The sequence below is a fragment of the Bacillus sp. MYb78 genome (assembly GCF_002975115.1).
Classification (GTDB): domain Bacteria; phylum Bacillota; class Bacilli; order Bacillales; family Bacillaceae_G; genus Bacillus_A; species Bacillus_A cereus.
This window is the reverse complement of record NZ_PCOB01000015.1, coordinates 101,206-124,835: the sequence shown is the minus strand read 5'-3', so window position 1 is coordinate 124,835 and position 23,630 is coordinate 101,206. Positions and strand designations below refer to the sequence as shown.

Below are 23,630 nucleotides of genomic sequence, written 5' to 3'. Positions count from 1 at the left end.
TTTTGTCAGCTTTTTAGAAATGGCACTTCAAATTCAATAATTGATTCCCCGTTCTCTCCAATTCGCTCCGCGCTTATTCTATCAATCACACAATTTAACTTCCCATGAAAACTAGGAATCTCCTTCACTACTTCAGCAGCTAATTCGGCACTTTCTTTTCTTCCGACTGTTACATGCGGGATGTACGGAATGTCTTCTTTCAAAAATTGTAATAAAGGTCCTGTATACAGCCTATCATGTAGTTCTTCTATTTGTTTTCTTCCTCTATCAACTTCTAAAAACAAATAGTTTCCTACGCTAGTGATACGATTTGCAAACTCAATTTCAATTTTGCCTCCCCCTTTTGATACATTAAAAATATGAGATTTTAATTCATCATTTGAAATATTACTCTTAAATGGGAATACGATTGTTATATGCGGTGGAATTAATCCAAATAAAGGATCATGTTTATGTCTAATGTTCTCTATTTTATCGATGGACATGTTGTTTAGAAAAAGTAAAATTGTACGCATTTTTATCCCCTCAACTTTTCCTCATTATAATATGTATCATATTCTATGATAGCCTGCCCTTCAGCAACTTGTTTTGCTTACCTATAAAAATAAAAAAACTTCTCAAATGAGAAGTTTTCATATAGCATGATTATTATTTTCCCGCCAAACTTTCCTAAACTTTATATAACAAGCAATTCTCCATGGAATAATATATGAGACTGCAACAACATAAAATAATAAACCAATCGTTTGCTGATCTAAGTCAACAATATATTTTCTTGAACCGTATCTCAAAAAGACAAGTGCAATAAAAGTAATTAAAAAAGCTGCACTTTTTTTCGTATAAATATTCCCATCATCTCTTCGTTCATAATTTGTTAATACTATAAGCGGCACAGCAAAAAATACACCAATGAATACCGCTATAATTACTTGTAATATAGCTGGATGTACGGGACCTAAAAACCATACAATACCTGGTGTTAAAAATAGTAATGGCCATAAAATACGTTTTCCCGATCCCTTTATTGGCTTATGCATGGAGCGAAAACGACGCCAAAATATTAGTAGTGCAATGCATAAAAAGACTGTAATGAGTGGAGATGTATCTCCCATTTGTTATCCTTCTCTCTATAGTAATCTAATAATATTTCAAACTGTTTTTTCAAATGATACTTTACGAATAAATATACTACTAGTTATGATATAAAGAACAGTTAATCCAATTGAAATAACAGTAAAATATGGAATATCTACTAAAGATCCATCACTTGTAAATAATAAACCAGTTACCCCTGCTTCTCCATAAAGTACACTATTTGTTGATAAGAAAAGGGTCCCACCAATCATAAGACCAATCCACTGAAATCGTTGTTTAAAAACTACTACCACTTGAAAGAAACATGCTGTTGTAACATAAAATAAGAAGTGCAAAATAAATTGTTGTACCGATTGCTCCCCAAAACTAACATTTACTAAATTATATTTTATATCTTGCAAAAGCATTATTTGAAGAAACGAAAACATTGCGGATTGCAATATGATATAACAAATTGCTCCGATGAAATATTGAATTCTCGTTACACCAAATGAAACAGCTAAACGAAATAGCTCATCTTGTATGATGAAAACACTCCCTACTATAAACAACATAATTGCTATTGACGGGTTATTTATAATTTCGGGTAAATAACCAATGTTCGCTCCATTTAAATGAGCAGCATTTAAAGCCCCTTTTATTAATAAAGCTACAATCCAAAATATTAAAATTGCTTTATAATGAAAATTAATATGTAACTTTAACTGCTTCATTAATATCGTCATTTCACTTCACCACCAGTTATGTGAATAAATAGTTTTTGTAATGTTATTCCATCAATGACTAATCCTAATTTTTCAATAGAGTCATAATCTTCACTAGACAATTCTTCCCATATAACAGCAATACCTTTATTCCCATAAATTTCTTTATTTATAACTTTTTTATTAATCAAGAACTCCTCCACTTTACCTTTTTGCCCTGAAATAATATGACCTTGTTGCAATAAATCTTCCACTGTTGATTGAACAACAAGTGCACCTTCTTTTATGATAATTACTTCTTCAATAACATGGGTTACTTCTTCTACCAGATGTGTTGATAATATAATTGTTCTGGGATACTCCCCGTAATCTTCTAGTAGTAAACTATAAAATAACTCACGATGTGCTGCGTCTAATCCTGTAGTTGGTTCATCAAAAATAGTAATTGTCGCTCTGCTTGCTAACCCTTTAATAATTCCTACAACTGTTTGCATGCCATGAGATAGTTTATGGTATTTCTCTGTTATATTAAGCTGAAATTTACCCGCCAGTTCTTCAGCAAACTTCTGATCCCAATTTTTATAAAACATGTTACATATCTTAAAAATTTCTTTTACGCTATAACTTAAATGAGACTCTTCTTTTACTCTAACGAAACAAATATTTTGCATCGCTTTACTATTTTCAAAAACATCTTCACCAAATATTGATACACTTCCACTACTTGAAGTAATTTGTCCTGCTAGTAAATTTAATAAAGTCGTTTTCCCTGCTCCGTTCCTTCCAAGCAAACCATATATTTTATTCTCTTCCAATGAAATCGTTACTTCATTTACAGCTATTTTCTTTTTATACTTTTTCGTTACATCTTTCGTTTCAAGTGCAATCATCCCTCTTTCCCCTCCTTCGTAATCTTTTGAATCATATCCATCAATTCATCTTTTGATATTTCTAGTACTTTCGCTTCTTCCCACACTTTAGGTAAATATTCAGTCATAAAAGTATTTTGTCTTTTTTTTAGTACAACTTCTTTTGCTCCTTTTGCAACAAACATCCCGATCCCTCTCTTTTTATATAAAATCCCCTCATCCACTAATACATTCACCCCTTTAGCTGCGGTAGCCGGATTTATTTGTAACATCTTCGCAAATTGATTTGTCGATGGAACTTGTTCTTCTTCAAGCAATATGTCTTTTAAAATATCAGATTCAATCGTTTCTGCAATTTGTATGTATATTAATTTATTTTGTTCTAGAGTCGGCTTCACATTTTCACCACCTTAGGTTCATAGGTTCATTACTTATGTAATTAACCATATCACATAGAATTATTTTTTTCCATAAATTTCTTTTACAAAAAAGAGAGTCATTCAATTAAGAATGTCTCTCTTTCTAAAAATTCGAAGTTTCAACTCTTGTTCTCAAATTCTTTTCATTTATACCATTTTGACAAAAATTAAACTGTTGTCCCTCAATACATTTTGTACGATCTACTACTTGCCCTAAATGATAGCTTGTATGCTCAACCAAATGTAATAGACTTTGAAGATCAATATGCCTTTTTTCTTCCCAGACCTGTATATATGCTTTGCCCCACTCATCAAATATTTCTTCAACAGTTTTTAACAAAGCTTCAGAGCTTATTTGTTTCACTGGAAAATATTCTTCAATTCCATTTTCAAAAACTATATTTGGATCCTTATAACGCCTTGTATTTCTCTGTAAATGTTCACAAATATGTAGTACGATTCCACCAATTGAATTAACAGAGGTCTCTTGTTTCCACAAATCTTCTTCACTAACGAGCCTAATTGCCTGTACTAATTTAGGTAAATAATGATCCTGCATTCTATGATAAGAAATTTTGTATACTAACTCCATCTTCTCCCCTCCATTATTTCAACTGGCTCACTGGATATTTAGCAAATAAAGATTTCCGAAAATCTTTATCTTCCACAAGCATTTTAATTTTTTCTTCATTGCCGTTAAAGAACTTTATAACTTTATTTTTATCCCATATATCTTTTTCTTTTGGAAAATCATCGAATTCCCTATGCAAAATTGATAACATTTCTTCCCTCGTTATCTTAAAGTTTTTATTTTCTATTTGAAACTCGTAAGCTTTTGCGTTTGGTACTAAAATTACTAGATAGGTAGCATTAAAGAGAAAATTCTTCTTCATCGTATCTTTCTCATCAAACCAATACGTCTCAATCATTTCTTCTGTAAGAGCTCCACTCTCTTTTGCACCATAGTTCACTTTTATATTTTCATTTTCTAAACTTATACTTTGAACTGTTTCACCACCGGGTAAATGATTAATAATTGCAACCACATCTGAATTATTACCAACGTATGTCCCAGTATATTTCTTAAAATCATCTGACCTAACATCATATATATCTTTTATTCTTTCTCCGTTAGAACAAGCCGCAATGAATAAAAAAATTGTTAGCATAACGATCATGTTATGATGCATATATTTCATTTAGCATCCCCCATTTTTATCGATATTTCGTTAATTACAATATTTACTTTCAAATCCCTTTTTAAATATACGCATTTTAATCAAAATTAAAAATTTTCATTTTTTATGTTTACAATTATCCATTAATTGTATATACTTACTAACGTAAGAAAAAAATTCTAAAAGGAGGTCGAAGGAAATGATGAAATTACAATTACATGCATTAACTTTAGCGTTAACTGCACCTGTGTTTTCTGGACAATTAAATATGAATTCGACCACCCTAATGGAGAATTGAAAATCGTACTTTATTTCATTTAATTCATAAATTCGCCACAGGAGGTCGTATACTTTCCTGTGGCTTTTTCACGCCCAGCCATAGGAGAACTGTATCTTCCTGTGGTTTTTTTGCGCGATTTTTTAGTCTCTTACATTATTTTTCTAAGAAAGGAGCAACATTCAATGACTATTAGCGTATTGTTTTTAAGTATTACGATTCAAAGAAATACAATTTCTAAAGATGAAATTCTTCATAATGAGCAAATTGAAAAAGCTATGAATGATGTTAAGGAGCGCCAAGCACTTTACTGTGATCACCTGTAATTCCTTTTCGAAAGGAGGAATTCATTTATGACTTTTCATATTTTCTTTTTTACGACTGTGCTTCAAAAAAATACTTTATCTGAAACTGAAATCAATCGTAAACAACAGTTAAAACAACTGACTGATAAAATAACTGACATTAAAAGTTCATACTACACTCAAATGTATTAAAAATATATTTTAAAGGGGTAATATATTCATGAAATTTAAAGCATTCTTTTTAACAATCACCATTCAAAAACGTAAGCTTTCACAGAAAGAGATTTTACGTGAGCAACACATCCAAAGCATTATGGACGAAGTAAAAGAGCGCCAATCTTCTTATTACACTCGTCTTTTCTAAATCACTTATAAAGGGGTCATTATCCAATGAAATTTAAAGTATTCTTTTTAACCATTACCATTCAAAAAAATACATTTTCCAAGTCTGAAATGTTTCATGAGCGACAAATTAATCAGGCTATGGATCATGTAAAAGAAAGACAAAGTCATTACTGTAGTCATCTGTAATTTCTTATTACACTCGTTTTTTCTAAATCACTTATAAAGGGGCAATTATCTAATGAAATTTAAAGTATTCTTTTTAACCATTACCATTCAAAAAAATAAATTTTCTGAGTCTGAAATGTTTCATGAACGACAAATTAATCAGGCTATAGATCATGTAAAAGAAAGACAAAGTCATTACTGTAGTCATCTGTAATTCCAATTCGAAAGGAGGAATTCACATATGAAGTTTCACCTTTTCTTTTTAACGATTACAATTCAAAAAGAAACAATATCTCAAAATGAATTAAAACAAGAAAGACAATATAAACAAGTTATTGATGAAATTCGAGATCGTAGAAGCAAATACTACACTCACCTTTAATCGTTTAACTATATAGAATTGAAAGGAGTCGATTATGATGTTGATAGCACGCTGTAAGGAAATGATTTGGATAGTTCAGAGGGATTCCACATAGTTTTATAGAGCTTATATCACACAAGTTTATCACTGAATTTGATGTATAAAAAATATATAATAAAATCAAATCAACCCGCTTTTAATTATTTATTTATAAACAAAAGATACACCACTTAAAAAGCGGTGTATCTTTCTCAGGTTTCACTATTTCCGATTACTTCTCTTTGTCTTAAACAATCTCACTAAGTTCGAAACAACAGTTTTTGTTACTGCATAAACTGGTACTGCTAAAATCATTCCGATGATTCCAGCAAAATTACCTACCCCTAAAATTAGGATAATAATTGTTAATGGGTGAATGTTTAATTTCGAGCTCATAATACGCGGTGAAATAATATTACTTTCAAACTGTTGTACAATTGTTACGATAATAATTACGTATAAGGCTTGCATCGGAGATACGAACAGTCCTACAATAACAGCTGGTGCTGCCCCAATAAATGGCCCTAAGTTAGGAATGATGTTTGTAAATGCTGCAATAATTCCTAAAACGAAAGCGTACGGTAAATCGATAATTAAATAACCGATAAAAGTAAACGCACCTACAAATATACAAACGAGTGCTTGCCCTTGAATATATGCAGATAATGTTTCGTTCGTTTCCTTAATGATACGAAGCCCCTCTTCACGGTAAGACTCAGGTAATAAACTTACCGCTTTTCCCGGAAAGGCATGTCCATCTTTAAACATGTAAAATAAAATGAACGGTACAGTAAATACAACTAATGCAACGTTCGTGATAATACCAAATAAAGCCGTTGCACTCGACGTAATTGTATTTGGTATATCTTTTAAGTATTCAATCGCATTTTTTTCAATTGTTTCAATGGAAACGTAGTTTTGTGTAGATAACCATTCAAACAACCTATGATGTGATAATTCTTGTATGTATACTTTCCCCTCTTTTATGTAGCTTGGCATATTTTTTACTAAGTCCATTAGCTGTTGTGAAATCGTAGGAACAACTACTCCAACGCCAACCGCAGTTAATGTTATGATAAAAAGATATAACAGTAATATCGCTAAATTTCTAGGTACTTTTTTATTCTCCAAAAAGATTAATACAGGATTAAATATGAAGTATAAAAAAAGCGCGATTAAGATTGGGAAAAACAATGTTGATATGAAGATACCAATCGGTTGAAATAAAAATGATATTTTTGTGCAAATAAATATGATTCCTACAACCATTAGCACTTCTAATGTCCAAAAGTGCACTTTTGATTTCAAAAAAACGGCCTCCTTTAAACTAGCACTTCTATTCATTGTACCAAAATAAGCATGAATTTCACATAATATTTTCCTTTACAATATTCCAAAATACCGATAAATACACTACAATGAGATTACATACAAATTTGCAGGTAAAGGTGATAAAAATGACACAATGCATCATTTGCAGAAAAGATACGAAAGAACTTAGTGAACAATATGTCATTCCAGAAATATTATGTGGATATTATTTCACAAACTCAATTTGTGATACTTGTCATGAACAAATGACAACAAATATTGATCGTCCTTTAATTAGGCATAAATTGAGTCAATTTAAGATTGAACAAATGAAAAGACAAATTGATTCCCCACTCTATACGAATGAGCACGGTGAGGAACTTGCGGCTGCTGAGACTGATGTTGTCGAAGTAAGCGACGAGATTCTTTATTCTAATGCATTAATTATGAAACTATGTAAAAAGCACGATATTTCCTTACATAATGAAATTTGGAAGGAGGAACGTGTAACGAAAGTAGCGAGTTCTATTCAACGTGAATTACTATTAGATAACCGTAAATATAAAATGAGTGTATTAAAAATGGCTTATACATTCGCTGTACAAACAGTTGATGGCTACTTTGAAGATCAAGATGCAATTGATATTTCTACCATTCTCTCAAATGCAGATTTCGTGGAACTAAAAGAAAAAAGCATTGTACGTGATTTAAGCAAAAGTTCTTTATGGAATACGCTAAATACAAGTAGTGAAAATCATTACTTTATTTTACTTAGCGATAAAGACGGCCTGTTTTGCTTCATTCGTTTGTTTGACATCTTTGATGTTGTCGTTCATTTATCAGAAAAAAGATTTGACCTTCCATCGCCGATTGTCGGTGTAAATAATGTGAATACGCAGAAATTTTATGTCCAAAGTTTAAAACAGTATATGGATGGGCTGTTTAAAGAAAAAGCACCTACAATATAACAGGAACCAGAACATACGGTCTCCTTTCTTGATGAAAAGACACTGTGTTATAATGAGTATGAAAAGAACAATACAATCACATAAACCAATTATAAATTGTATATAAATAAAAAAGACTAGTGTGCGGCTACACACTAGTCCACGTAACTTAGCAGATTGGATTGTTCATTTATCCTATTTGTTTCTTACAAACAAAACAACCCACATTCTATAAGCATAGGTGGGTTGTTATTTTTTGAGCTTGTCTATTAAAACGACGACGAACGTTAACAATGCAACGAGAAACAGTCCACCTTGCAGTAGCAACGCTATTTCACTCACGTATTATCACCCCCCTCCTACTCGGAGAAGTGATAATTGAACAACCAACCGCACCTTAAGTTACCCTTTAATTTTACCATATTTTCTAATAATTTACGATGAAAACCCGCAAGCGAATAACTTGCGGGTTTTTTATCCCGTATTAACAGGCAGTGAACAAAATAAAGCAATAAATATGTGAAACTTTATTTCTCACTATTTTTTTAATGCATATGCATCAGCAATCATTTCACCAACAATTTTATTTTCTTCTTTCTTCTCGTCTTTCAATAATGGGAATAACAATTCTGCGACCTCATACGCTTCTTCTAAATGCGGATATCCTGATAAAACAAACGTATCAATTCCTAACGATTCATATTCTTTTATCCTTTCTGCTACTGTATGTGGATTGCCTACAAGTGCAGTACCTGCCCCACCTCTTACAAGTCCGATTCCAGCCCATAAATTAGGGCTTATCTCTAACGACTCTCTCGTACCTTTATTTAAATGTGTCATCCTCTTTTGACCAACCGAATCATATCTTGCAAATGTCTTTTGAGCAAGCTCAATTGTTTCATTATCCACATATTGAATTAAACGTTCTGCCTCTTCCCACGCTTCTTCTTCTATTTCTCTTACAATTACGTGTAATCTAATGCCAAATCGTACTGTACGCCCCTTCTCTTCTGCAAGTTTTCTTACTTCTTCTATTTTCTCTTTCACTTGCTCTGGTGGCTCTCCCCACGTTAAATATACATCACTATGTTCAGCTGCTACTTCTTTTCCAGCAGCTGATGATCCTCCGAAATATATAGGAGGATATGGTGTTTGAACTGGCGGGAATACAACTTTACTATCTGTAACTTGAATATGTTTTCCTTCTAAAGAGATCGTTTCACCTTGCAATGTCGATTTCCAAACCTTTAAAAATTCATCCGCTGCTTCATATCTTTCATCATGCTCAAGATATAATCCATCTCCTTGTAGTTCAACTGGATCTCCTCCAGCTACTACATTAATAAGTAGTCTCCCATCTGAAATTCTATCAAATGTAGATGCCATCCTCGCTGCAACTGTAGGTGACATTAGTCCTGGTCTCACTGCTACTAAAAATTTTAGTTTTTCTGTTTCAGCAGCAAGAGCTGAAGCTAACACCCAAGGGTCTTCACATCCTTGACCAGTTGGAAGTAAAACACCCGTATATCCTAAATAATCAGCTGCCGCAGCAACTTGCTTATAATAACCATATTCAGCTGCTCTTCCTCGTTTTGTCGTTCCTAAATATCGACCATCTCCATAAGCCGGAATAAACCATAATAATTCCATACCTTTACACACCCCTTATTTATTTTGAAACGTATACTAACAAATTCTATATAAATTACCCCTAATAATTTATATGTTAATTCCCAGTCTCACCTTTAAAATTATCTCGCCATCTTAAAAACTTCACTTCTAGTAAACGTACTAGAGAGTCAGAAAACTTCCCAACAAATGCAAAGATAATTATGCCGACAAATACGATATCTGTATTTGAAAATTGCCTTGCATCCATAATCATATAACCAATACCTTCTGTAGATCCCATAAGTTCTGCTACTACTAAACTCACCCATGCAACACCTAACGATAACCTTGCTCCTAGTAAAAGGTTAGGCAATGCAGATGGTAAAATTAGTTTCGTAATTAGTTTTCTTTTGCTAAACTCTAACACTCTCGCAACATCAAATAACTTTGAATCCACACCTCTAATACCTAAAAATGCGTTTACGTATAAAGGAAAAAATGCACCATCTGCAATTAATAACACTTTCGATGTTTCACCAAAACCGAACCATAATACGAAAAGCGGCGCAACAGCTAAATGAGGTACAGTTCTTAACATTTGCACAGATGGGTCTAAATATTGCTCACTTCTCGTTGAAAATCCAACAATTGTTCCTAAAATGATTCCTAAGCCCCCACCAATAAAGAAACCAGCCGCAGCCCTGAATACACTAATACTTAAATGGCCGAATAACTCTCCTGTTTTAATAAGCTCTTGGAAAGCTAGAAAAATATCTAATGGTGTTGGTAAAACTGTTTTAGAAACAAGACCGAATACGCCAGCCAACTGCCAAATTATTAATATAATAACCGGTATAGTAATCGCCCTTACTAAAACTTTTACATTAAACTTTCGTACCTTCTTTATGCCATTTTTCTTAATCGTTATACTCGCTGGTTTCATAACAGCTTTCGTATTTTCCACTTTACAAAACCTCTTTTCACTTCGCTTTCAATGCTTTTTCTACGAAAGAATTATCTACAACTTTTTCCGTCTTAATTTCTTTCTTTATAGAACCGATCTTATATTGAAAATCCGCTGTCTTTTGTTGTTCTGCTATTATTTCCTTCGTTACCGGAACTAAAATTGGTTTGTCATGATTAAACACTTCTTTTACAATCTCTGCATCTATCTTTTTTACAGAAGTGTACACTTTTATTGCTTCATCTAAGTTAGCCTCTTGCCATACACGTGCTTTCTCATAAACTTTGAGGAATTTCTCAACTAATTCTGGATGTTCTTTCGCAAATTTTGTCCTCGTAATTAAAAATTCTGGTGAAGAGACATTTAATGTTTCACCGTCTGCAATCACCTTCGCACCTTTATTTAACGTATGTAATGATATGAAAGGGTCCCAAATCGCCCATGCATCTACTGATCCTGATTCGAATGCAGGCTGCGCTTCATCTGGTTGTAATTGAATGACATTTACATCTTTTGCATCAATACCTTCTTTATCAAGCGCTCGATATAATAAATTAAAGGCACTACTTCCTTTTGCTACTGCAATTTTTTTACCTTTTAAATCTTTTACACTCGCAATCTTGCTATCTTTTTGAACGAGAATTCCAGTTCCTTTTCTCGCATAACTTGTATTGGCGATTTCGGTAAATCCAATACCTGCTGCTTGCGCTGAAATGACTGGAGAATTCCCTACTTCACCAAAGTCTAACCGGTTTGATGCGATTGCTTCAAAATAAGGAGGTCCACTTTGGAACTCTGTCCATTTCACTTTAACTCCTTCTTTTTTAAACTCCTCTTCAAACCATCCCTTTTTCTTTGCTAGTAATAGCGGGCTTAATCCTTGCTGTATACCAATTTGTATTGTTACATCTTCTTTCTTACTACTTACTGTACTTTTTTCACATCCTAATAAAAATACTGATATAGCTAAAGCAAAAGAAAGAATTTTAAATTTTTTATACATATAAAATCACCCTTTTCCTATATACTTGTTTGAATCAACCCTCCATATTCAAACTGCTGTAATACTTTCGTTCGAAGTTGTTGGAACGATTGAGAAGTTTTATTTCGCGGATAAGGCAAATTATTTTCAATCACTTTATGTATTTTCCCTGGTTTTGCACTCATAATGATGATTCGGTTTGAAAGATATATCGCTTCGTCTATATCATGTGTAACGAATATCATTGTTGTTTTCTTCTGCTCCCAAATATTTAGCAATACTTCTTGTAAATGACTTCGAGTAAAAGCATCCAGCGCTCCAAAAGGTTCATCAAGTAATAATACATTTGGATCTCTTAATAACGCTCTCGCTATCGCAACACGTTGTGACATCCCGCCTGAAATTTCTTTCGGATACGATTTTTCAAAGCCATCTAACCGAACGATTTCAACCCATTCTCTCACCTTATCTTTCACATACTTATCTTTTAACGACAAATCTGCCGCTATATTTTCTTCAACTGTTAACCATGGAAAAAGCCTATGTTCTTGAAAAATAAAACCTTGTTTCTTGCTCGTTTTTAAGATAGGCTCCCCGTCAATAACAACTTCACCTTCAAAATCATTATCTAGACCTGCAACAATTTTTAGTAATGTACTTTTTCCGCACCCACTCGGACCAATTACTGTAACAAAATCCCCTTCCTCTAATTGAAAATTAATATTCTCTAGCACTTGAACCGTACCAGTTTGTTTCAAAAAATATTTTGATACCCCATCAATTGAAACAGTCATTTCTTCCCCTCCTTAAAATGATTCATATAAATGAACAGATTCAGTATTTGTGCAATAAAAAAACCAAAGGCATTTTATCTGTTGATAAAATGCCTTTGGTTTCTCCAATCAGCAATACGTTATGGAATTAAGTACATATTATACAAATATTTCCGATAAGTCAACTAGGTTTTATTAAAACATACATATGATTTGTTTGAACATTTTACTTTTGTTTATTTAAACGATATCGTTTACTTACTATTTTTTCTGATCTTTAATCCACTGTAACCAATAAGAAAACTCACACGCTAAATGCATTTGATGGGATTTAATTAGACTATTAGGACAAAGGGCTGGGAACTCAACAACTAGACTTACTTCTATCCCTGTATTAGTATCTTTAAATTGATGTCGAACTCCACCAATAATAGTACCATCTTTCATACGTGCAACACCTGTTGATTGGTATTGATAAGATTTATCTCTCGGTGTTTTCAATCCAGTTTCATCACCAAAAACAATGAAAAATTGAACTGGAAACGGAGAATTACCAGTAGTTTCGATAACCTCTAATTCATTTTCCCCAAAGGGTCTTAGTACATAGTGATCAGGACAAGCAGATAAATTCACTTTGTTATTTTCACGTGATTGTTCAAGCATCAAACTATCAATTCCATGTATAGCTACTTCTGCTGTAATCCCGTCTAAATAAATACTAGTTTTTGAAAATTTTCGTCTATCGCCAGATAAAAGAGTACAGATACGCATACCTAATGCACTTAATCTAAGTTTTGATTTCAACTTTTCGTACATTTCATTGTATGTATATCGCAACTTTATTTCCGTTAGCTGTTTTATCATGACGTCTGTATCATTTATTTCAAGCTCTTTATGTCCTAATGTATATAATACTTTTTTTATCCGTTCTCTTTTCCATTTTATAAGTTGCTCTTGTGAGATATTATTTCCATCGATAATAATTTTCATAAACTTTCTCCTTCCTTTTGATTGTATCGTAGTGTAGTTAATACTAAATTAACCATTTCATGTTTTGTATCTAGATTCAACTTTACTTCTGAATGAGCAATACTGCTAAGACCGTATAGAATAAACCCAGAAGCTAATAATGAGTTATCAGTATAAAAAACCCCTATGTTTACTCCCTCTTCAATTACTTGTCTAATTAACGGTTGCATACGTGTGAATAATTTCTGTTCCAGTTGAAAATGTTGTTCCGTCTGAAACGAGCTCACATTTTTATAGGGTGCTAACTTTTCAATAAATGTCCAAAATATATCTAGTGAATCTTTCATCTTTTGCATGACAGACCGTTCATTTGAAACAAGTATTTCTTCAATTAACTCCATATTTTTCACAATACAGTCATTTAAAACTTCATCAACAAAATTCTCTTTAGACTTGAAGTAATAATAAAATAAGCCCGTTGCTACACCTGCATGATTCACAACATCTTTTATGCCAAATCCTTTCATACCATTTTTCATATATAGTTCAAAACCAATATCCATTAACTCTTGGCGTCTTACATCTGGTTCTTTTGATATTCTTTTCATACGTCATCTCCTACAATGTTTTTACCACGACTGAATCTGATTCAATCATAAACGACTGAACTTGATTCAGTCAATATTATTTCATAAATTTTAAATCCATTTAATAACTAAGCAACAAAATTTCTACCAAAAAAAAGTAATCTCAAGAAATATGCTACTAACCTTAGATTTATCAAAAAAGTTAGACCATATAACTTGAGACTACTCATTTCCATTCAAAATATTTATGTAATTAAATTTTAGTTCTTCTGCACCCTGGCTGTCTCCAAAACTATTTGTGGAAGCTCTTTTTGAATGATTTCTTTCAGTCCATAAAGAGCTTTCTTCACATAACCACCTTCGAAATTCCCTAATGATTCTGGTAATTCATCCTCATCTAATATGAAGTATTCTCCATTAGGAAGTACCATAATATCGATGATTAAATCTTCGAAGGAAACCACTTCGTCTTTTATTTGTGTATTTTTTACGATATTAAAATAGGAACCTAAATACTTCCCTTTTATATCTCTCCATACGTATAAATTGTACGGACGATCTTTCCAATAATATGCGATTGTATAACTTCCTTTTGGGATTGTTAACTTAGTATCTTTTGCAGTCATTGTAAATGAATACTGCACCTCGTGAAATAAAACGATACTTTGTGATTGCTTTTCAAGTAATAAACAATTGTGATCTACTATTGTTGAGTTATACCGGATTTTTCTTTCTATAATTTCACTTTTCGATGTAAGTAACTTATTCATTATTTTGTTTCCCCTTATACTAGTTCTATCCTCAATTATATTCACTTATCTAACGATAAAGAAGTATATAGTTTTTTATATAATGATTTATACAAGTACACAAGAAAAACTCCTTCTTATTTAGAAAGAGTTTTTCACTATCCATGTTTCATATTTTTTCACTTCTAACGGAAGCTTATTTGTTTTTATGTAACTAACAGCACTATTACTCATGTTTTAACTTTTCCTTAACCGCATCATAAAATTTTCGTTCTTCATCAACATTTAAGTGCACACGACTTACTGTTTTAGAAAATCCATATAACAACTGTGCTTTCACTGGCTCTTTTAATGTTATTTCAAAAGTAGCAGGTTCTTTTATGAACTCCATAACAGTTGCATCCAATACCTGTTTCCCTTCTTTTGCCGTTAGCAATTCATCACCCTTGTAGAACGCAATATTATCAATTTGTGTAAATGGTATAACAATTTTCTTTCCTAATCCAATTTGAATGATTACTTGTTCTTCTGTTACGTTAAGTGGATTTTTACGCATCGCTTGTATTTCAGCTATAAAATAAATCATCGCGTATACATTTAAAATAAGTAAAATCCATGCTATTACTGGATTCCACTGGTGTAGCAAATAATGAAAACCAATACTTTCTATTAAGGTCGCATGGATGATCATGATATATACACCTATTGCACCAGTCTTTTTGTGATATGAGTATACGTATTCACCTTCTGGTACTTTTTCACGCCACGATAAAAATGCATAATAGATTAACTTACACTCCGTTACAATGATATCTATTAATTTATTTCTTTTCATAGTAGCGTCAAACGCAGCATCAATTGCATAAGAAAATGAAGAGTACTCACTTTTATATTCTTTATATTTTTTTATTATGGTAGGAAGCTTTCTAACAATTTTATATAGAAGGAATAACTCTAAACATACAAAAGCAATTTCTCCTGCAATTATAATATAAGAAACGTATGAAAAATCTTGTAAATAGTCACTTGGAATAATAAATCTTGCAAAAATATAACCAGCTATTACAACAGGAACTATATACGTTAACGAGTACCTTTTTCGAATAATGAAGAAATACGTGATGATTGGAATGACAAACATGCAATCTAATAATGACCCAAGTACAACTTCTTTCGGCGCAGCTGGTACTATTGGAAGAGCATACAATAAATAGTTTGATAGCATAATTAAAGAGACGAGTCCAATCCAAATACCTTTTTGCCTTCGCGATAGTGTAACATTCATACGTTCACTCCTTTATTTAAAAACCTCATTTAAGTGGTCTTTATAAAATGAAATGGCACGTTCAAATTCTTTTACTTCCTCTACTTTCACGACAGTTTCAAGTAATAATTTCATCGCTGACTCGTGATCGTTTACGTTATATTTTGCTAATGATAAAAATACTTTCATCGGATCGTTCTCTGGGAATTTTTTCACCCCAGCTTCTAATACTGTAATTGCCTTTTCATATTCCCCTATACAACGATATGTACTTCCTAGACCAATATAAGCACCGCAAAGGGATTCGCCATCAAGTCCATTTGCGATTGCCTGCTCATAATACGGAACTGCTTCTGTTTCTAGCCCCATTACATCATGTATCCACGCACACTGATACAGTACTTCTGCATCCTTTGTAAAGTTTGTTAATCCTATAAGCATCTCTTTAGACTGCGCATATTTCTTTTCGTTTCTAAGTTTAATAGCTTGCTTTAATAAATGTTCCATAGAATCCACTCCTCACCAATTATTCTGTGTATAGCTCTTGATTGATATACGCTTCACATTCGTGTAAAAGTAAAATTCCCACCAATTAAAGTTTCGCTTACTTATTACTATGCGGATTCATTCTTATCTAAAAACTTAATTTTAAAAAGCAGTGACACGATTACATAATACCTCTAAGCTTTTGACAATTTCTTTCGCTGTTTCATCTTTCCCATTACACAACTTCCCTTTACCATCTTGTCCAATTACATAATGCACAGCTCCGCGCGAATATAAAGAATGTGGTGAATTCGCAATCATTACATTCGCCCTTGCTTCTTTCATTCTATTTTTCGCTCTTTCAAACAGTTCTTCTTCATTTAAATCACTTTCAAGTTTAAAACCAACAAGTACTGTTTCTGGGTCCCATTCTTTTATTTGTTTTAATACTTTTGGAGCCTTTTGAAAGTGAATAATCGGTGCTATATCACTTGAAATTTTTCCGTCCATATTAAGAACATTACCATCTTGATCACAAATTTTCTCCACAATCCAATCTGATCCAGCCGCTGCCATAATGACTGCATCAACCTTTTCATGTGTGACGATACTTTTCATTTTATCTTGTAAATCAACAATTCCTTCAAATGGATGTAATTCTAAACCTCTATGTACATCGCTAGGTTTCTCCGCAAAATAACCGTGCAAATATATAACATGTGCCCCTTTAGCTATAAGTTCTTCTGCGATTATCCTTCCGATTGTACCTTTAGCCATATTCGTATGCCCACGTACTTGATCCCATTTTTCTAGACAACCACCGCTCGTAATTAATACCTTTTTCCCCTTCATTGTAACCATCCCTTACTAATTTTTCTTACGAAACCATTCTGTTCCAAAGTCAACTATATCACGCTGTTTCATTAGACGACACGTTGCATTCCCTATCTTCCCGTTTTTTACAGTTCCTTTTCGCTCAAACTCCACACCAATTTCTACAAACTTCTCAGATTCGTAATCCATTTCAACAAACTCTTTCCACACTCTTTCACCGTTTTCTATAATAGGTGCTCCTACTTGTATTAACTCACATGCACCAGTACGCACCTCGGATAAATGAACAGACGTATTTGAATCATATCCAACACCAATTAATAATACGTACCCGTCTAAATCGTATATTTTTCTTAATGGAGATTCTTCTCCAAAGCTCATTGATAATGAATGGTTCATTGTTATTTCTACTGCATGTTTTCCCCATGCAGCAAAACTTCCTAACGGATGATTACTACGTACTACATTCGGATATGTACGAAAACATTCAACTATTTCACCCATTCCCCTTGTTGGGGTTATACGTGAATCAAATGCAGGGACGTTATCTCGGATAATTTGCCACCAGTCTTCCGGTACAGGTGGTCTTGACCAATGTTTCGGATCGGACAAATCCGAAGATTGCGTTGGCATTATTATCGTTCCTTCTTCCGTAACAACTTTCATTAATGCTTCTACTACGGCAACCGCACCACCAGATATCCATCCGATAGAACTTAGTGATGAATGAACGATAATTGTCATTCCTTTTTCGATTCCTAATGCTTTTAAATCTTTTGTTATTGTTTCGATTGTATTTGGAAATTGTGTGCTTGCTACTATTTCATTCATTTTCATATTGGTTCCCTCACTAGCCACGTAAATTTAAACTTTTATATAAATATATTATCATATTTTTCTTAATTTTTAACTTAATCATATTCATTACTACAAAAATATGTATATGGGTGTACTGAAGCCTCAAAACTCTATTAAAATCGTAGAGAATGATAAACGAGAGTTTTATTAAATGAAGAAAAATGTAAATCTTATTTTTTCAAGCTATACTCCATATGCATATTTTTATACTATTTTTCCAAATAACAATGAAATCTTTCGATTCCCATATATTTTTCTCCTAAACCTTTAACTTGAAAACCAATTCTTTTATAAAATTCTACCGCCCCATCGTCTGTCTCTGCTTCTATATAAGTCAATTGATATATCCTTACCACTTCTTTAATCATTTGCAGTGCAATTCCTTTTTGACGATAATCTGAAGCCACTGCTATATGACATACTCGTGCTTTAGTTACTCCGATTACTTCAATACCTATACAAGCTTTTTCTTCATATTTGTACAAAGTCCCTTTATTACTTTGATAAAATATTACTGCCTTCTTTAAGCTTATTTCATTTGGACCGACGGCATATTGTAGCAAATTTAATATTGAATCTTTTTCAATTTGTTCAACACGCTGTAAATTCATATTTTCATCCCTTTCTATGAAAAAAGACTAACTCTTAATAAAAAGAGCTAATCTCATTACGCCGTTATTTTTTCTTCTTTTTTTACAACGACAGCCACATAACTATGAAGTATCATTCCAATAATAACGAGACTCATACCAACCCAAGATAAAGATGACGGAATTGGTGCAGATAACCATATCAGCTCTCCTACTAGCGCAAATAAAACTTCACCAGACTGCGTCGCTTCCACTGTTGCTAGTTTTTGTGGATCATCTTTTACAAGATCTGTTGCAAAGAAAAATAATATTGTCGCGATTAACCCAGAACTAACTGCTACAATAAAACATTGAAAAACTTGGTTACTTGACGGTAATCCGCCAGTTGATACTTCGTAACCAGATAATAAAAACCAAAATGGTAAACTTGCTAATGTCATACCGAGTACTCGCTGAAATACATCTAATTCCCCTTTACAAACTTGCATCATTTTTCGATTTCCAAGAGGATACGCAAATGCTGCAATAAGTACAGGAACTACACATAAAACGGTTTCACGAATACCTAATGAAGAAGCATGTTCTACTTGCATGAGAACAACACCGAATAAAATAATGCCCGACATAACTAATTCCTTCATCGGAAGTTTTTTATGTAGTGGATCCACCGCAAAAAATGGTGTTAACAAAATCCCTGCAACGATTGTAATTTGCCATGTTGATGCAACGAGCCAACCTGGTCCGAACGCTCCAGCAAAACTAAGCGGTGCATAAAAGAGACCAAATCCAACGATACTCCATACTAACCATTCTTTCGGATTGTTTTTCATATATTGAAAGAGTTGCTTTAAGTTCCCTCTATACATAACAATAAGTAATAGCATTGGAACCATAAAATAATACCGTAATGATGCACTCCAAATCCAGCTTCCACCTTCTAAGTCCATTGCCCGGTTTAAAACAAAGGTAAAGGCAAAGAAAAATGATGCCAGTATCCCTATAACAATTGCTTTCATTGTAAAACCCCTTGTATTTAATTTTTAATCTTTATAACATATATTTTAGTATACGCGATGAAAAATCTACATTCAAACTTACATTTCACTTTCCATTCACTTGCAATGAAAAAGATAATAATACATTCATTTATTATACTTAATATAAAAACATTAAACAGAAATAATTTTAAAAATAAGTTACTTCTATGGATGTGATAACACTGAAAATATACAGAGCCTCTATACAATCTATTTTATTTGTACTTTCTTTCGGAGTTGTTTTCCTTCTAATAAGTGTTTTATCTTTAATGGAAGAATTTGATTTACTAGGAATTATTTCAATATTTTTCTCCTTATGGCTACTAAAGTATGCCCTAACCTTATGGAAAACACGTGCAAACGATATAGGTTCCTATTGGGCTGATGAAGGAATTGTAGTAGATTTGCATGGGAATAAAGTGTATTGGTATGAAATCAAGGATATTACATACCAAAATTTTCAAGGGTCAAAATCTACCTTAATCTCGACCCATTATACTCACCATGAAAATATACGAATCCGCCATAAAAGATGGCTACCAACTATTGCACATTCAATTTACTGGTTTTCTATTGAAAAACCAAAAGATTATCATAAAAATTTAATGATAGCTTGGGAAGAAAAGCAAACAAATAAAAATAAACGCCTCCTTTAATTATTATTTAGGGGCGTTTGTTCATTCAAAAATTAAAGAATATGTAGTTTATATTCTCTATATAATTTCCTCAATCGACTTATATGTGCTTGATGATACCGATTATGATCTGCTATATGCCAAATTCCCCATCTTATAGTCGCATTTTCCCCTTTTTCATACAAAACTTCCCGCGTTAAATCAGTTTCTGTTAGTTTCATACATTCTTCATAAAACAATTTTTGCACTGCTTCATAATCTTGCATTAACTCTTGCAACGTGTATTTTCTTAAACTCGGTATTTCTCCTACTTCATTCAACATAGGACCATATTTATTTTCAAATGCTGTTGGAACATCTTCTCCCTTGAAACGATACACCCAATGTAAATCGACAACTGCTAAATGCTGAAGTAACTGCCCAATACTATTTTCATTATTTTCAGACCCTTTATAGGATAGTTCGTTCTCTTCAGTACCTTCTACTAACCTTTGCAATCTATTAAACGTATCAGCAACCGTCGCATACAAAATCGCTACTTGAGGGTCCAGATTTCTTTCTAAATGGAGATCTTTCATACAAAACTTCCTCTCTTAAAAGAACAACACCATATGTTCATCATCACTATACACACCATTCATTTTTATAGCCCTTTTTTCAATTCCGTACGTTTTAAATCCCATTGATTCATATAATCGTTTGGCTGGTTCGTTCGTTGACACAACCCCTAAATTCAATTGCTCTAGCTTCATCTCTTTTGCCCTTTCAATTGCTTTACGTATTAAATCACGTGCAAGACCACTTCTTCGATTTTCAGTATCTACATACATTGCAACGATATGCCCTTTATGCTTATATGCGTCCTTTTCTTCTGTTAATAAAGTAACAACCCCAACTAAACGATTTTCATTATTAAAAGCACCAAATGTAAAACTACTGTTGGATGAAAGATTACTAGCAACGCGTTCAAGAGGGTTTTCTTGACGTACTGCTTCTTCATAAGTCGTTACAAATGCTTCTGGATTTACTTGTAGTGCTTGTAAACGTAACTCCCAATATTGTTTTGCATCCGCTTTTGTAAGTAATCGAATCATTTTATCTTCCCCTTTTTAATTGACATAATATTTTTATAGGTTATTATTTTTTGATTCATACTCTTCTTTTAATATACTGTAACGATAGCGATGAATGAACTTTCCCTGTCTCAATCGATCATTTCTCATTAACCCTTCGCATACAAATCCGGCATTTTCATAACTCTTTTTAGCTTGTGTATTATCTTCATCTACACGTAACCAAATTTTCTCCAATTCAAACTGGGAAAAACCTATTTGTAACATGCTGTTTAGAGCTGCCATTCCAAATCCTTTACCCCAATAGTCTTTATTTCCAATCGCAATTCCTAGTTCTGCATTTTTATTTGTTTTATCAAAATTTTTAAGGTCTACCCATCCAATATGTATACCTTTCTCAGTAACGATCGCCCTTTGTTCATAACCATTTTTTCGGCTTATACAAGCTTCAATCCAGATTCTCGTATCTCCACGAGTGAACGGAGGATATTGGTCTGGTACGACTAAATGCTTTGTTACATCGCTATCTAACGACCATTGATAGCGATCTTCTACATCATCTAGTGTCAATTCTCTTAATTGAACATATGGTACATTCATTTTTCTCTCCCCTTTTTATTTACCAATAGAAAATCCTTCGAACACTCTTCCACCATACTGTTCTAACGTCATTTCTATAAAATGAATTAATTCATTTTTCTCTCCCGTTTTATAAAAATGATCAAAAGCCGCTACAAATTTGTTTGCATATTGCTCATCATATCTTCTTAGCACTCTAATAAACCATTTTGAACTCCCAAGCCACCTACCATTTACTCTTAATACATATTCATGTACTAAATCCGCTAATAAATTAGCGATAAACAATTCTTCTTCTCTTTTTGTTGCACCAATAAAGTCATCTAAAGTATCCGTAATAAAATATCGCTTCTGCTTAATCGTTTCTTCGGTCCATTTAGCTGGTCCTTTATGTAGTAAATCATTCGCTTCTTTTTTTAATTTCTCAACAATTTCCTTTTCCCCTTTTAATGCAACCCCTTCTGAAACTAATTGTGGTAACGACGGTCTCCCTCGATCACAATCCATTTTGAAAAAGGTTTTATATGTTGTAAAATTATGAACAAACACCTCAACAGGCCATCCATTACTATAGAAAGATTCTCTATAACAAGAAGTTAAACTTTGGTCAACTATTACAATATCAAGGTCAGATGTTTTCGTCGCTTCTCCTCGTGCAACGCTTCCACCGAGTAAAGCTACATCACAATTCGGAAATTGTGATGTAATTATGCTTTGTGCTGCTTCAATTGGTTTCATAGCCGTTCCTCTTTTCTTATTTCACTTTCTTTTTTTGAGCTCTTTCTCTCGCTTTTTTTATATAGCTTTCTGCATCTGGTGTTTTACATGATGTTGCACCGTGATCAACCTCTACTTTTCCAATTTCACGTGCAATTTCAATCGCTTGTCGCTCTAAGTCTTCATTACGAATTCCTATTGCGATTAAAGCACTATTCATCGCTTCTTTTTTTCTATTTTTTTCATTATGTATATTTTCTTTAATCTCTTCTAAGTATGGAGAGAAGAAATCATCATGTAACGCTTTATTTTTAATCGATATATTTGCTAATAAAGACCAGCCAGCTCTTCCAATCCATTCATCATTAGACTTTGTCCACTCTTCCATTCTTTCTATTGCAATTGGCGAAGTACATATAGATGTCATAAAAACATCCATTAAACAATAATAATCAACATCCTGAACCCAACTATTAAGCTGTTCTGCTGTTATATTCTTCGGGTCTAAAATATAAGTTGCTAATGTCATCGCGTCCATATTTTTTGTTTCCCACAATTCAACTGCTAAATCGTGATCTTTTTTTATTTTCTTTTTTAACAATTTTAAATTTGCAAAACTAACTCCGAATAGTGGCTCTTTCGCTCCGTGGTTTTTATACGTTTTACGATTTTGTTCTGTTCCATATTCCTCTAGTTGCTGCATTACTTCCTCAAGTAACATATACCCACCTCTTTATCTTTTATGTTGACTGTATATATGTATGTACGATATATTCTACATTACTTTTCGGTTTTCCTATATTTATTTTTAAAATACGGTATGTGAAATTTCTAAACTTTGCACAGCTACACCATTAAAAAACTGTACATGTTAAACATACAGTTTTTTAATGGTATCAATTTTGCG

General features: G+C 32.9%; 35 protein-coding genes. 8 read left to right on the top strand and 27 right to left on the bottom strand.

The annotated features are described in order from the left end of the window. Nucleotides 1-5 precede the first annotated feature (5 nt). From CQ064_RS23720 to CQ064_RS23690, 7 genes are all read right to left on the bottom strand, one after another. Entirely contained in the window at nt 6-515 is a 510-nt protein-coding gene (locus CQ064_RS23720; protein ID WP_001259204.1) for a 2'-5' RNA ligase family protein, read from the bottom strand. 117 nt (nt 516-632) lie between these two features. Continuing rightward, nucleotides 633-1,112, bottom strand: a complete 480-nt coding sequence (locus tag CQ064_RS23715; protein ID WP_000502958.1) for a CcdC family protein — start codon at nt 1,110-1,112, stop codon at nt 633-635. 36 nt (nt 1,113-1,148) lie between these two features. After that, nucleotides 1,149-1,820 carry a DUF4052 family protein gene (locus CQ064_RS23710; RefSeq protein WP_000153893.1) on the bottom strand — a complete coding sequence of 224 codons (672 nt, stop codon included), beginning with the start codon at nt 1,818-1,820 and terminating at the stop codon, nt 1,149-1,151. After that, nucleotides 1,817-2,689: an ABC transporter ATP-binding protein gene (locus CQ064_RS23705; protein ID WP_000560922.1), complete on the bottom strand. Its 873-nt coding sequence runs from the start codon at nt 2,687-2,689 to the stop codon at nt 1,817-1,819. Before CQ064_RS23705 ends, CQ064_RS23710 begins: the two co-directional genes overlap by 4 nt. After that, a complete protein-coding gene (locus CQ064_RS23700; protein ID WP_000805185.1) occupies nt 2,686-3,066 on the bottom strand; it encodes a GntR family transcriptional regulator in 381 nt (126 codons plus the stop codon). Before CQ064_RS23700 ends, CQ064_RS23705 begins: the two co-directional genes overlap by 4 nt. A 124-nt stretch (nt 3,067-3,190) precedes the next feature. Further along, a complete protein-coding gene (locus tag CQ064_RS23695) occupies nt 3,191-3,679 on the bottom strand; it encodes a DinB family protein (protein WP_000424643.1) in 489 nt (162 codons plus the stop codon). A gap of 13 nt (nt 3,680-3,692) precedes the next feature. Next, the gene (locus CQ064_RS23690; RefSeq protein WP_000876537.1) at nt 3,693-4,286 is read right to left on the bottom strand and encodes a DUF4825 domain-containing protein; all 594 of its coding nucleotides are present in this window, start codon (nt 4,284-4,286) and stop codon (nt 3,693-3,695) included. Nucleotides 4,287-4,727: 441 nt separating this feature from the next. Between CQ064_RS23690 and CQ064_RS23680 the strand changes: the two genes are divergently transcribed. From CQ064_RS23680 to CQ064_RS23655, 6 genes are read left to right on the top strand one after another with little or no spacing between them, the layout of a single operon-like run. Next, the gene (locus CQ064_RS23680) at nt 4,728-4,868 is read left to right on the top strand and encodes a YrzI family small protein (RefSeq protein WP_000156193.1); all 141 of its coding nucleotides are present in this window, start codon (nt 4,728-4,730) and stop codon (nt 4,866-4,868) included. Between the two features lie 27 nt (nt 4,869-4,895). Further along, nucleotides 4,896-5,039 (top strand): YrzI family small protein, encoded by a 144-nt coding sequence (locus CQ064_RS23675; RefSeq protein WP_000142729.1) that lies wholly within the window; start codon nt 4,896-4,898, stop codon nt 5,037-5,039. 28 nt (nt 5,040-5,067) lie between these two features. Next, the gene (locus CQ064_RS23670; RefSeq protein ID WP_000668965.1) at nt 5,068-5,211 is read left to right on the top strand and encodes a YrzI family small protein; all 144 of its coding nucleotides are present in this window, start codon (nt 5,068-5,070) and stop codon (nt 5,209-5,211) included. A 26-nt stretch (nt 5,212-5,237) separates the two neighbouring features. Next, on the top strand, nt 5,238-5,378 hold the full coding sequence (locus CQ064_RS23665; RefSeq protein ID WP_000669810.1) for a YrzI family small protein: 141 nt from the start codon (nt 5,238-5,240) through the stop codon (nt 5,376-5,378). Between the two features lie 52 nt (nt 5,379-5,430). Next, the gene (locus CQ064_RS23660) at nt 5,431-5,571 is read left to right on the top strand and encodes a YrzI family small protein (RefSeq protein WP_000669802.1); all 141 of its coding nucleotides are present in this window, start codon (nt 5,431-5,433) and stop codon (nt 5,569-5,571) included. Between the two features lie 27 nt (nt 5,572-5,598). Further along, entirely contained in the window at nt 5,599-5,739 is a 141-nt protein-coding gene (locus CQ064_RS23655; protein WP_000668497.1) for a YrzI family small protein, read from the top strand. A gap of 240 nt (nt 5,740-5,979) precedes the next feature. Here the strand turns inward: CQ064_RS23655 and CQ064_RS23650 are convergent, their stop codons facing one another. Then, on the bottom strand, nt 5,980-7,065 hold the full coding sequence (locus tag CQ064_RS23650) for an AI-2E family transporter (RefSeq protein WP_000837894.1): 1,086 nt from the start codon (nt 7,063-7,065) through the stop codon (nt 5,980-5,982). A 149-nt stretch (nt 7,066-7,214) separates the two neighbouring features. Here CQ064_RS23650 and CQ064_RS23645 point away from each other — a divergent pair, with 149 nt between their 5' ends. Next, the gene (locus tag CQ064_RS23645; RefSeq protein ID WP_000189715.1) at nt 7,215-8,036 is read left to right on the top strand and encodes an HNH endonuclease; all 822 of its coding nucleotides are present in this window, start codon (nt 7,215-7,217) and stop codon (nt 8,034-8,036) included. A gap of 228 nt (nt 8,037-8,264) precedes the next feature. Here CQ064_RS23645 and CQ064_RS33935 read toward each other — a convergent pair whose 3' ends face one another. The 14 genes from CQ064_RS33935 to CQ064_RS23575 all read right to left on the bottom strand — a co-directional run bounded on the left by CQ064_RS33935 (nt 8,265) and on the right by CQ064_RS23575 (nt 19,698). Then, complete coding sequence (locus tag CQ064_RS33935) at nt 8,265-8,357, bottom strand: putative holin-like toxin (protein WP_001289320.1); 93 nt, start codon at nt 8,355-8,357, stop codon at nt 8,265-8,267. Nucleotides 8,358-8,552: 195 nt separating this feature from the next. Further along, complete coding sequence (ssuD, locus tag CQ064_RS23635; RefSeq protein WP_000422251.1) at nt 8,553-9,665, bottom strand: FMNH2-dependent alkanesulfonate monooxygenase; 1,113 nt, start codon at nt 9,663-9,665, stop codon at nt 8,553-8,555. Nucleotides 9,666-9,741: 76 nt separating this feature from the next. Continuing rightward, the gene (locus CQ064_RS23630) at nt 9,742-10,590 is read right to left on the bottom strand and encodes an ABC transporter permease (RefSeq protein ID WP_000432133.1); all 849 of its coding nucleotides are present in this window, start codon (nt 10,588-10,590) and stop codon (nt 9,742-9,744) included. 16 nt (nt 10,591-10,606) lie between these two features. Further along, nucleotides 10,607-11,593: an aliphatic sulfonate ABC transporter substrate-binding protein gene (locus CQ064_RS23625; protein WP_000276913.1), complete on the bottom strand. Its 987-nt coding sequence runs from the start codon at nt 11,591-11,593 to the stop codon at nt 10,607-10,609. Between the two features lie 17 nt (nt 11,594-11,610). Further along, complete coding sequence (locus tag CQ064_RS23620; RefSeq protein ID WP_000218576.1) at nt 11,611-12,366, bottom strand: ABC transporter ATP-binding protein; 756 nt, start codon at nt 12,364-12,366, stop codon at nt 11,611-11,613. Between the two features lie 240 nt (nt 12,367-12,606). After that, entirely contained in the window at nt 12,607-13,335 is a 729-nt protein-coding gene (locus tag CQ064_RS23615; protein WP_000691335.1) for a hypothetical protein, read from the bottom strand. Next, nucleotides 13,332-13,922, bottom strand: a complete 591-nt coding sequence (locus CQ064_RS23610; protein ID WP_000822622.1) for a TetR/AcrR family transcriptional regulator — start codon at nt 13,920-13,922, stop codon at nt 13,332-13,334. Before CQ064_RS23610 ends, CQ064_RS23615 begins: the two co-directional genes overlap by 4 nt. Nucleotides 13,923-14,161: 239 nt before the next feature. Next, nucleotides 14,162-14,671 carry a ribonuclease FAU-1 family protein gene (locus CQ064_RS23605; RefSeq protein ID WP_001037889.1) on the bottom strand — a complete coding sequence of 170 codons (510 nt, stop codon included), beginning with the start codon at nt 14,669-14,671 and terminating at the stop codon, nt 14,162-14,164. A 205-nt stretch (nt 14,672-14,876) separates the two neighbouring features. Beyond that, nucleotides 14,877-15,935 carry a hypothetical protein gene (locus CQ064_RS23600; RefSeq protein WP_001103383.1) on the bottom strand — a complete coding sequence of 353 codons (1,059 nt, stop codon included), beginning with the start codon at nt 15,933-15,935 and terminating at the stop codon, nt 14,877-14,879. Nucleotides 15,936-15,947: 12 nt separating this feature from the next. Beyond that, on the bottom strand, nt 15,948-16,421 hold the full coding sequence (locus CQ064_RS23595; protein WP_000400637.1) for a tetratricopeptide repeat protein: 474 nt from the start codon (nt 16,419-16,421) through the stop codon (nt 15,948-15,950). 141 nt (nt 16,422-16,562) lie between these two features. Continuing rightward, the gene (locus tag CQ064_RS23590) at nt 16,563-17,252 is read right to left on the bottom strand and encodes a phosphopantothenoylcysteine decarboxylase domain-containing protein (protein ID WP_000676701.1); all 690 of its coding nucleotides are present in this window, start codon (nt 17,250-17,252) and stop codon (nt 16,563-16,565) included. 15 nt (nt 17,253-17,267) lie between these two features. Continuing rightward, on the bottom strand, nt 17,268-18,071 hold the full coding sequence (locus tag CQ064_RS23585) for an AAC(3) family N-acetyltransferase (RefSeq protein WP_000783341.1): 804 nt from the start codon (nt 18,069-18,071) through the stop codon (nt 17,268-17,270). Nucleotides 18,072-18,301: 230 nt separating this feature from the next. Beyond that, nucleotides 18,302-18,703, bottom strand: coding sequence for a GNAT family N-acetyltransferase (locus tag CQ064_RS23580; RefSeq protein WP_001053319.1), 402 nt, complete (start codon nt 18,701-18,703; stop codon nt 18,302-18,304). 56 nt (nt 18,704-18,759) lie between these two features. Further along, on the bottom strand, nt 18,760-19,698 hold the full coding sequence (locus tag CQ064_RS23575) for a DMT family transporter (protein ID WP_000644593.1): 939 nt from the start codon (nt 19,696-19,698) through the stop codon (nt 18,760-18,762). Nucleotides 19,699-19,988: 290 nt separating this feature from the next. Between CQ064_RS23575 and CQ064_RS23570 the strand changes: the two genes are divergently transcribed. Further along, a complete protein-coding gene (locus CQ064_RS23570; RefSeq protein ID WP_000390804.1) occupies nt 19,989-20,375 on the top strand; it encodes a hypothetical protein in 387 nt (128 codons plus the stop codon). Between the two features lie 32 nt (nt 20,376-20,407). Here the strand turns inward: CQ064_RS23570 and CQ064_RS23565 are convergent, their stop codons facing one another. Genes CQ064_RS23565 through CQ064_RS23545 form a run of 5 tightly spaced genes read right to left on the bottom strand, consistent with a single transcriptional unit; the run spans nt 20,408 to nt 23,444 of the window. After that, nucleotides 20,408-20,932 (bottom strand): DinB family protein, encoded by a 525-nt coding sequence (locus tag CQ064_RS23565; protein ID WP_000653846.1) that lies wholly within the window; start codon nt 20,930-20,932, stop codon nt 20,408-20,410. Nucleotides 20,933-20,947: 15 nt separating this feature from the next. Beyond that, on the bottom strand, nt 20,948-21,448 hold the full coding sequence (locus CQ064_RS23560) for a GNAT family N-acetyltransferase (RefSeq protein ID WP_000620322.1): 501 nt from the start codon (nt 21,446-21,448) through the stop codon (nt 20,948-20,950). A 33-nt stretch (nt 21,449-21,481) separates the two neighbouring features. Further along, nucleotides 21,482-22,027, bottom strand: coding sequence for a GNAT family N-acetyltransferase (locus CQ064_RS23555; RefSeq protein WP_001102507.1), 546 nt, complete (start codon nt 22,025-22,027; stop codon nt 21,482-21,484). A gap of 15 nt (nt 22,028-22,042) precedes the next feature. Beyond that, nucleotides 22,043-22,744 carry a nucleotidyltransferase domain-containing protein gene (locus tag CQ064_RS23550; protein ID WP_000802433.1) on the bottom strand — a complete coding sequence of 234 codons (702 nt, stop codon included), beginning with the start codon at nt 22,742-22,744 and terminating at the stop codon, nt 22,043-22,045. Between the two features lie 16 nt (nt 22,745-22,760). After that, nucleotides 22,761-23,444, bottom strand: a complete 684-nt coding sequence (locus CQ064_RS23545) for a DNA alkylation repair protein (RefSeq protein WP_000923451.1) — start codon at nt 23,442-23,444, stop codon at nt 22,761-22,763. Nucleotides 23,445-23,630: the final 186 nt, after the last annotated feature.

What these genes read in the sequence shown, in the direction of transcription:
- CQ064_RS23720 (WP_001259204.1), bottom strand. Translation starts at nt 515, where the DNA reads ATGCGTACAATTTTACTTTTTCTAAACAACATGTCCATCGATAAAATA.
- CQ064_RS23715 (WP_000502958.1), bottom strand. Translation starts at nt 1,112, where the DNA reads ATGGGAGATACATCTCCACTCATTACAGTCTTTTTATGCATTGCACTA.
- CQ064_RS23710 (WP_000153893.1), bottom strand. Translation starts at nt 1,820, where the DNA reads ATGACGATATTAATGAAGCAGTTAAAGTTACATATTAATTTTCATTAT.
- CQ064_RS23705 (WP_000560922.1), bottom strand. Translation starts at nt 2,689, where the DNA reads ATGATTGCACTTGAAACGAAAGATGTAACGAAAAAGTATAAAAAGAAA.
- CQ064_RS23695 (WP_000424643.1), bottom strand. Translation starts at nt 3,679, where the DNA reads ATGGAGTTAGTATACAAAATTTCTTATCATAGAATGCAGGATCATTAT.
- CQ064_RS23690 (WP_000876537.1), bottom strand. Translation starts at nt 4,286, where the DNA reads ATGAAATATATGCATCATAACATGATCGTTATGCTAACAATTTTTTTA.
- CQ064_RS23680 (WP_000156193.1), top strand. Translation starts at nt 4,728, where the DNA reads ATGACTATTAGCGTATTGTTTTTAAGTATTACGATTCAAAGAAATACA.
- CQ064_RS23675 (WP_000142729.1), top strand. Translation starts at nt 4,896, where the DNA reads ATGACTTTTCATATTTTCTTTTTTACGACTGTGCTTCAAAAAAATACT.
- CQ064_RS23670 (WP_000668965.1), top strand. Translation starts at nt 5,068, where the DNA reads ATGAAATTTAAAGCATTCTTTTTAACAATCACCATTCAAAAACGTAAG.
- CQ064_RS23665 (WP_000669810.1), top strand. Translation starts at nt 5,238, where the DNA reads ATGAAATTTAAAGTATTCTTTTTAACCATTACCATTCAAAAAAATACA.
- CQ064_RS23660 (WP_000669802.1), top strand. Translation starts at nt 5,431, where the DNA reads ATGAAATTTAAAGTATTCTTTTTAACCATTACCATTCAAAAAAATAAA.
- CQ064_RS23655 (WP_000668497.1), top strand. Translation starts at nt 5,599, where the DNA reads ATGAAGTTTCACCTTTTCTTTTTAACGATTACAATTCAAAAAGAAACA.
- CQ064_RS23645 (WP_000189715.1), top strand. Translation starts at nt 7,215, where the DNA reads ATGACACAATGCATCATTTGCAGAAAAGATACGAAAGAACTTAGTGAA.
- ssuD (WP_000422251.1), bottom strand. Translation starts at nt 9,665, where the DNA reads ATGGAATTATTATGGTTTATTCCGGCTTATGGAGATGGTCGATATTTA.
- CQ064_RS23625 (WP_000276913.1), bottom strand. Translation starts at nt 11,593, where the DNA reads ATGTATAAAAAATTTAAAATTCTTTCTTTTGCTTTAGCTATATCAGTA.
- CQ064_RS23620 (WP_000218576.1), bottom strand. Translation starts at nt 12,366, where the DNA reads ATGACTGTTTCAATTGATGGGGTATCAAAATATTTTTTGAAACAAACT.
- CQ064_RS23615 (WP_000691335.1), bottom strand. Translation starts at nt 13,335, where the DNA reads ATGAAAATTATTATCGATGGAAATAATATCTCACAAGAGCAACTTATA.
- CQ064_RS23610 (WP_000822622.1), bottom strand. Translation starts at nt 13,922, where the DNA reads ATGAAAAGAATATCAAAAGAACCAGATGTAAGACGCCAAGAGTTAATG.
- CQ064_RS23605 (WP_001037889.1), bottom strand. Translation starts at nt 14,671, where the DNA reads ATGAATAAGTTACTTACATCGAAAAGTGAAATTATAGAAAGAAAAATC.
- CQ064_RS23600 (WP_001103383.1), bottom strand. Translation starts at nt 15,935, where the DNA reads ATGAATGTTACACTATCGCGAAGGCAAAAAGGTATTTGGATTGGACTC.
- CQ064_RS23595 (WP_000400637.1), bottom strand. Translation starts at nt 16,421, where the DNA reads ATGGAACATTTATTAAAGCAAGCTATTAAACTTAGAAACGAAAAGAAA.
- CQ064_RS23590 (WP_000676701.1), bottom strand. Translation starts at nt 17,252, where the DNA reads ATGAAGGGGAAAAAGGTATTAATTACGAGCGGTGGTTGTCTAGAAAAA.
- CQ064_RS23585 (WP_000783341.1), bottom strand. Translation starts at nt 18,071, where the DNA reads ATGAAAATGAATGAAATAGTAGCAAGCACACAATTTCCAAATACAATC.
- CQ064_RS23580 (WP_001053319.1), bottom strand. Translation starts at nt 18,703, where the DNA reads ATGAATTTACAGCGTGTTGAACAAATTGAAAAAGATTCAATATTAAAT.
- CQ064_RS23575 (WP_000644593.1), bottom strand. Translation starts at nt 19,698, where the DNA reads ATGAAAGCAATTGTTATAGGGATACTGGCATCATTTTTCTTTGCCTTT.
- CQ064_RS23570 (WP_000390804.1), top strand. Translation starts at nt 19,989, where the DNA reads ATGGAAGAATTTGATTTACTAGGAATTATTTCAATATTTTTCTCCTTA.
- CQ064_RS23565 (WP_000653846.1), bottom strand. Translation starts at nt 20,932, where the DNA reads ATGAAAGATCTCCATTTAGAAAGAAATCTGGACCCTCAAGTAGCGATT.
- CQ064_RS23560 (WP_000620322.1), bottom strand. Translation starts at nt 21,448, where the DNA reads ATGATTCGATTACTTACAAAAGCGGATGCAAAACAATATTGGGAGTTA.
- CQ064_RS23555 (WP_001102507.1), bottom strand. Translation starts at nt 22,027, where the DNA reads ATGAATGTACCATATGTTCAATTAAGAGAATTGACACTAGATGATGTA.
- CQ064_RS23550 (WP_000802433.1), bottom strand. Translation starts at nt 22,744, where the DNA reads ATGAAACCAATTGAAGCAGCACAAAGCATAATTACATCACAATTTCCG.
- CQ064_RS23545 (WP_000923451.1), bottom strand. Translation starts at nt 23,444, where the DNA reads ATGTTACTTGAGGAAGTAATGCAGCAACTAGAGGAATATGGAACAGAA.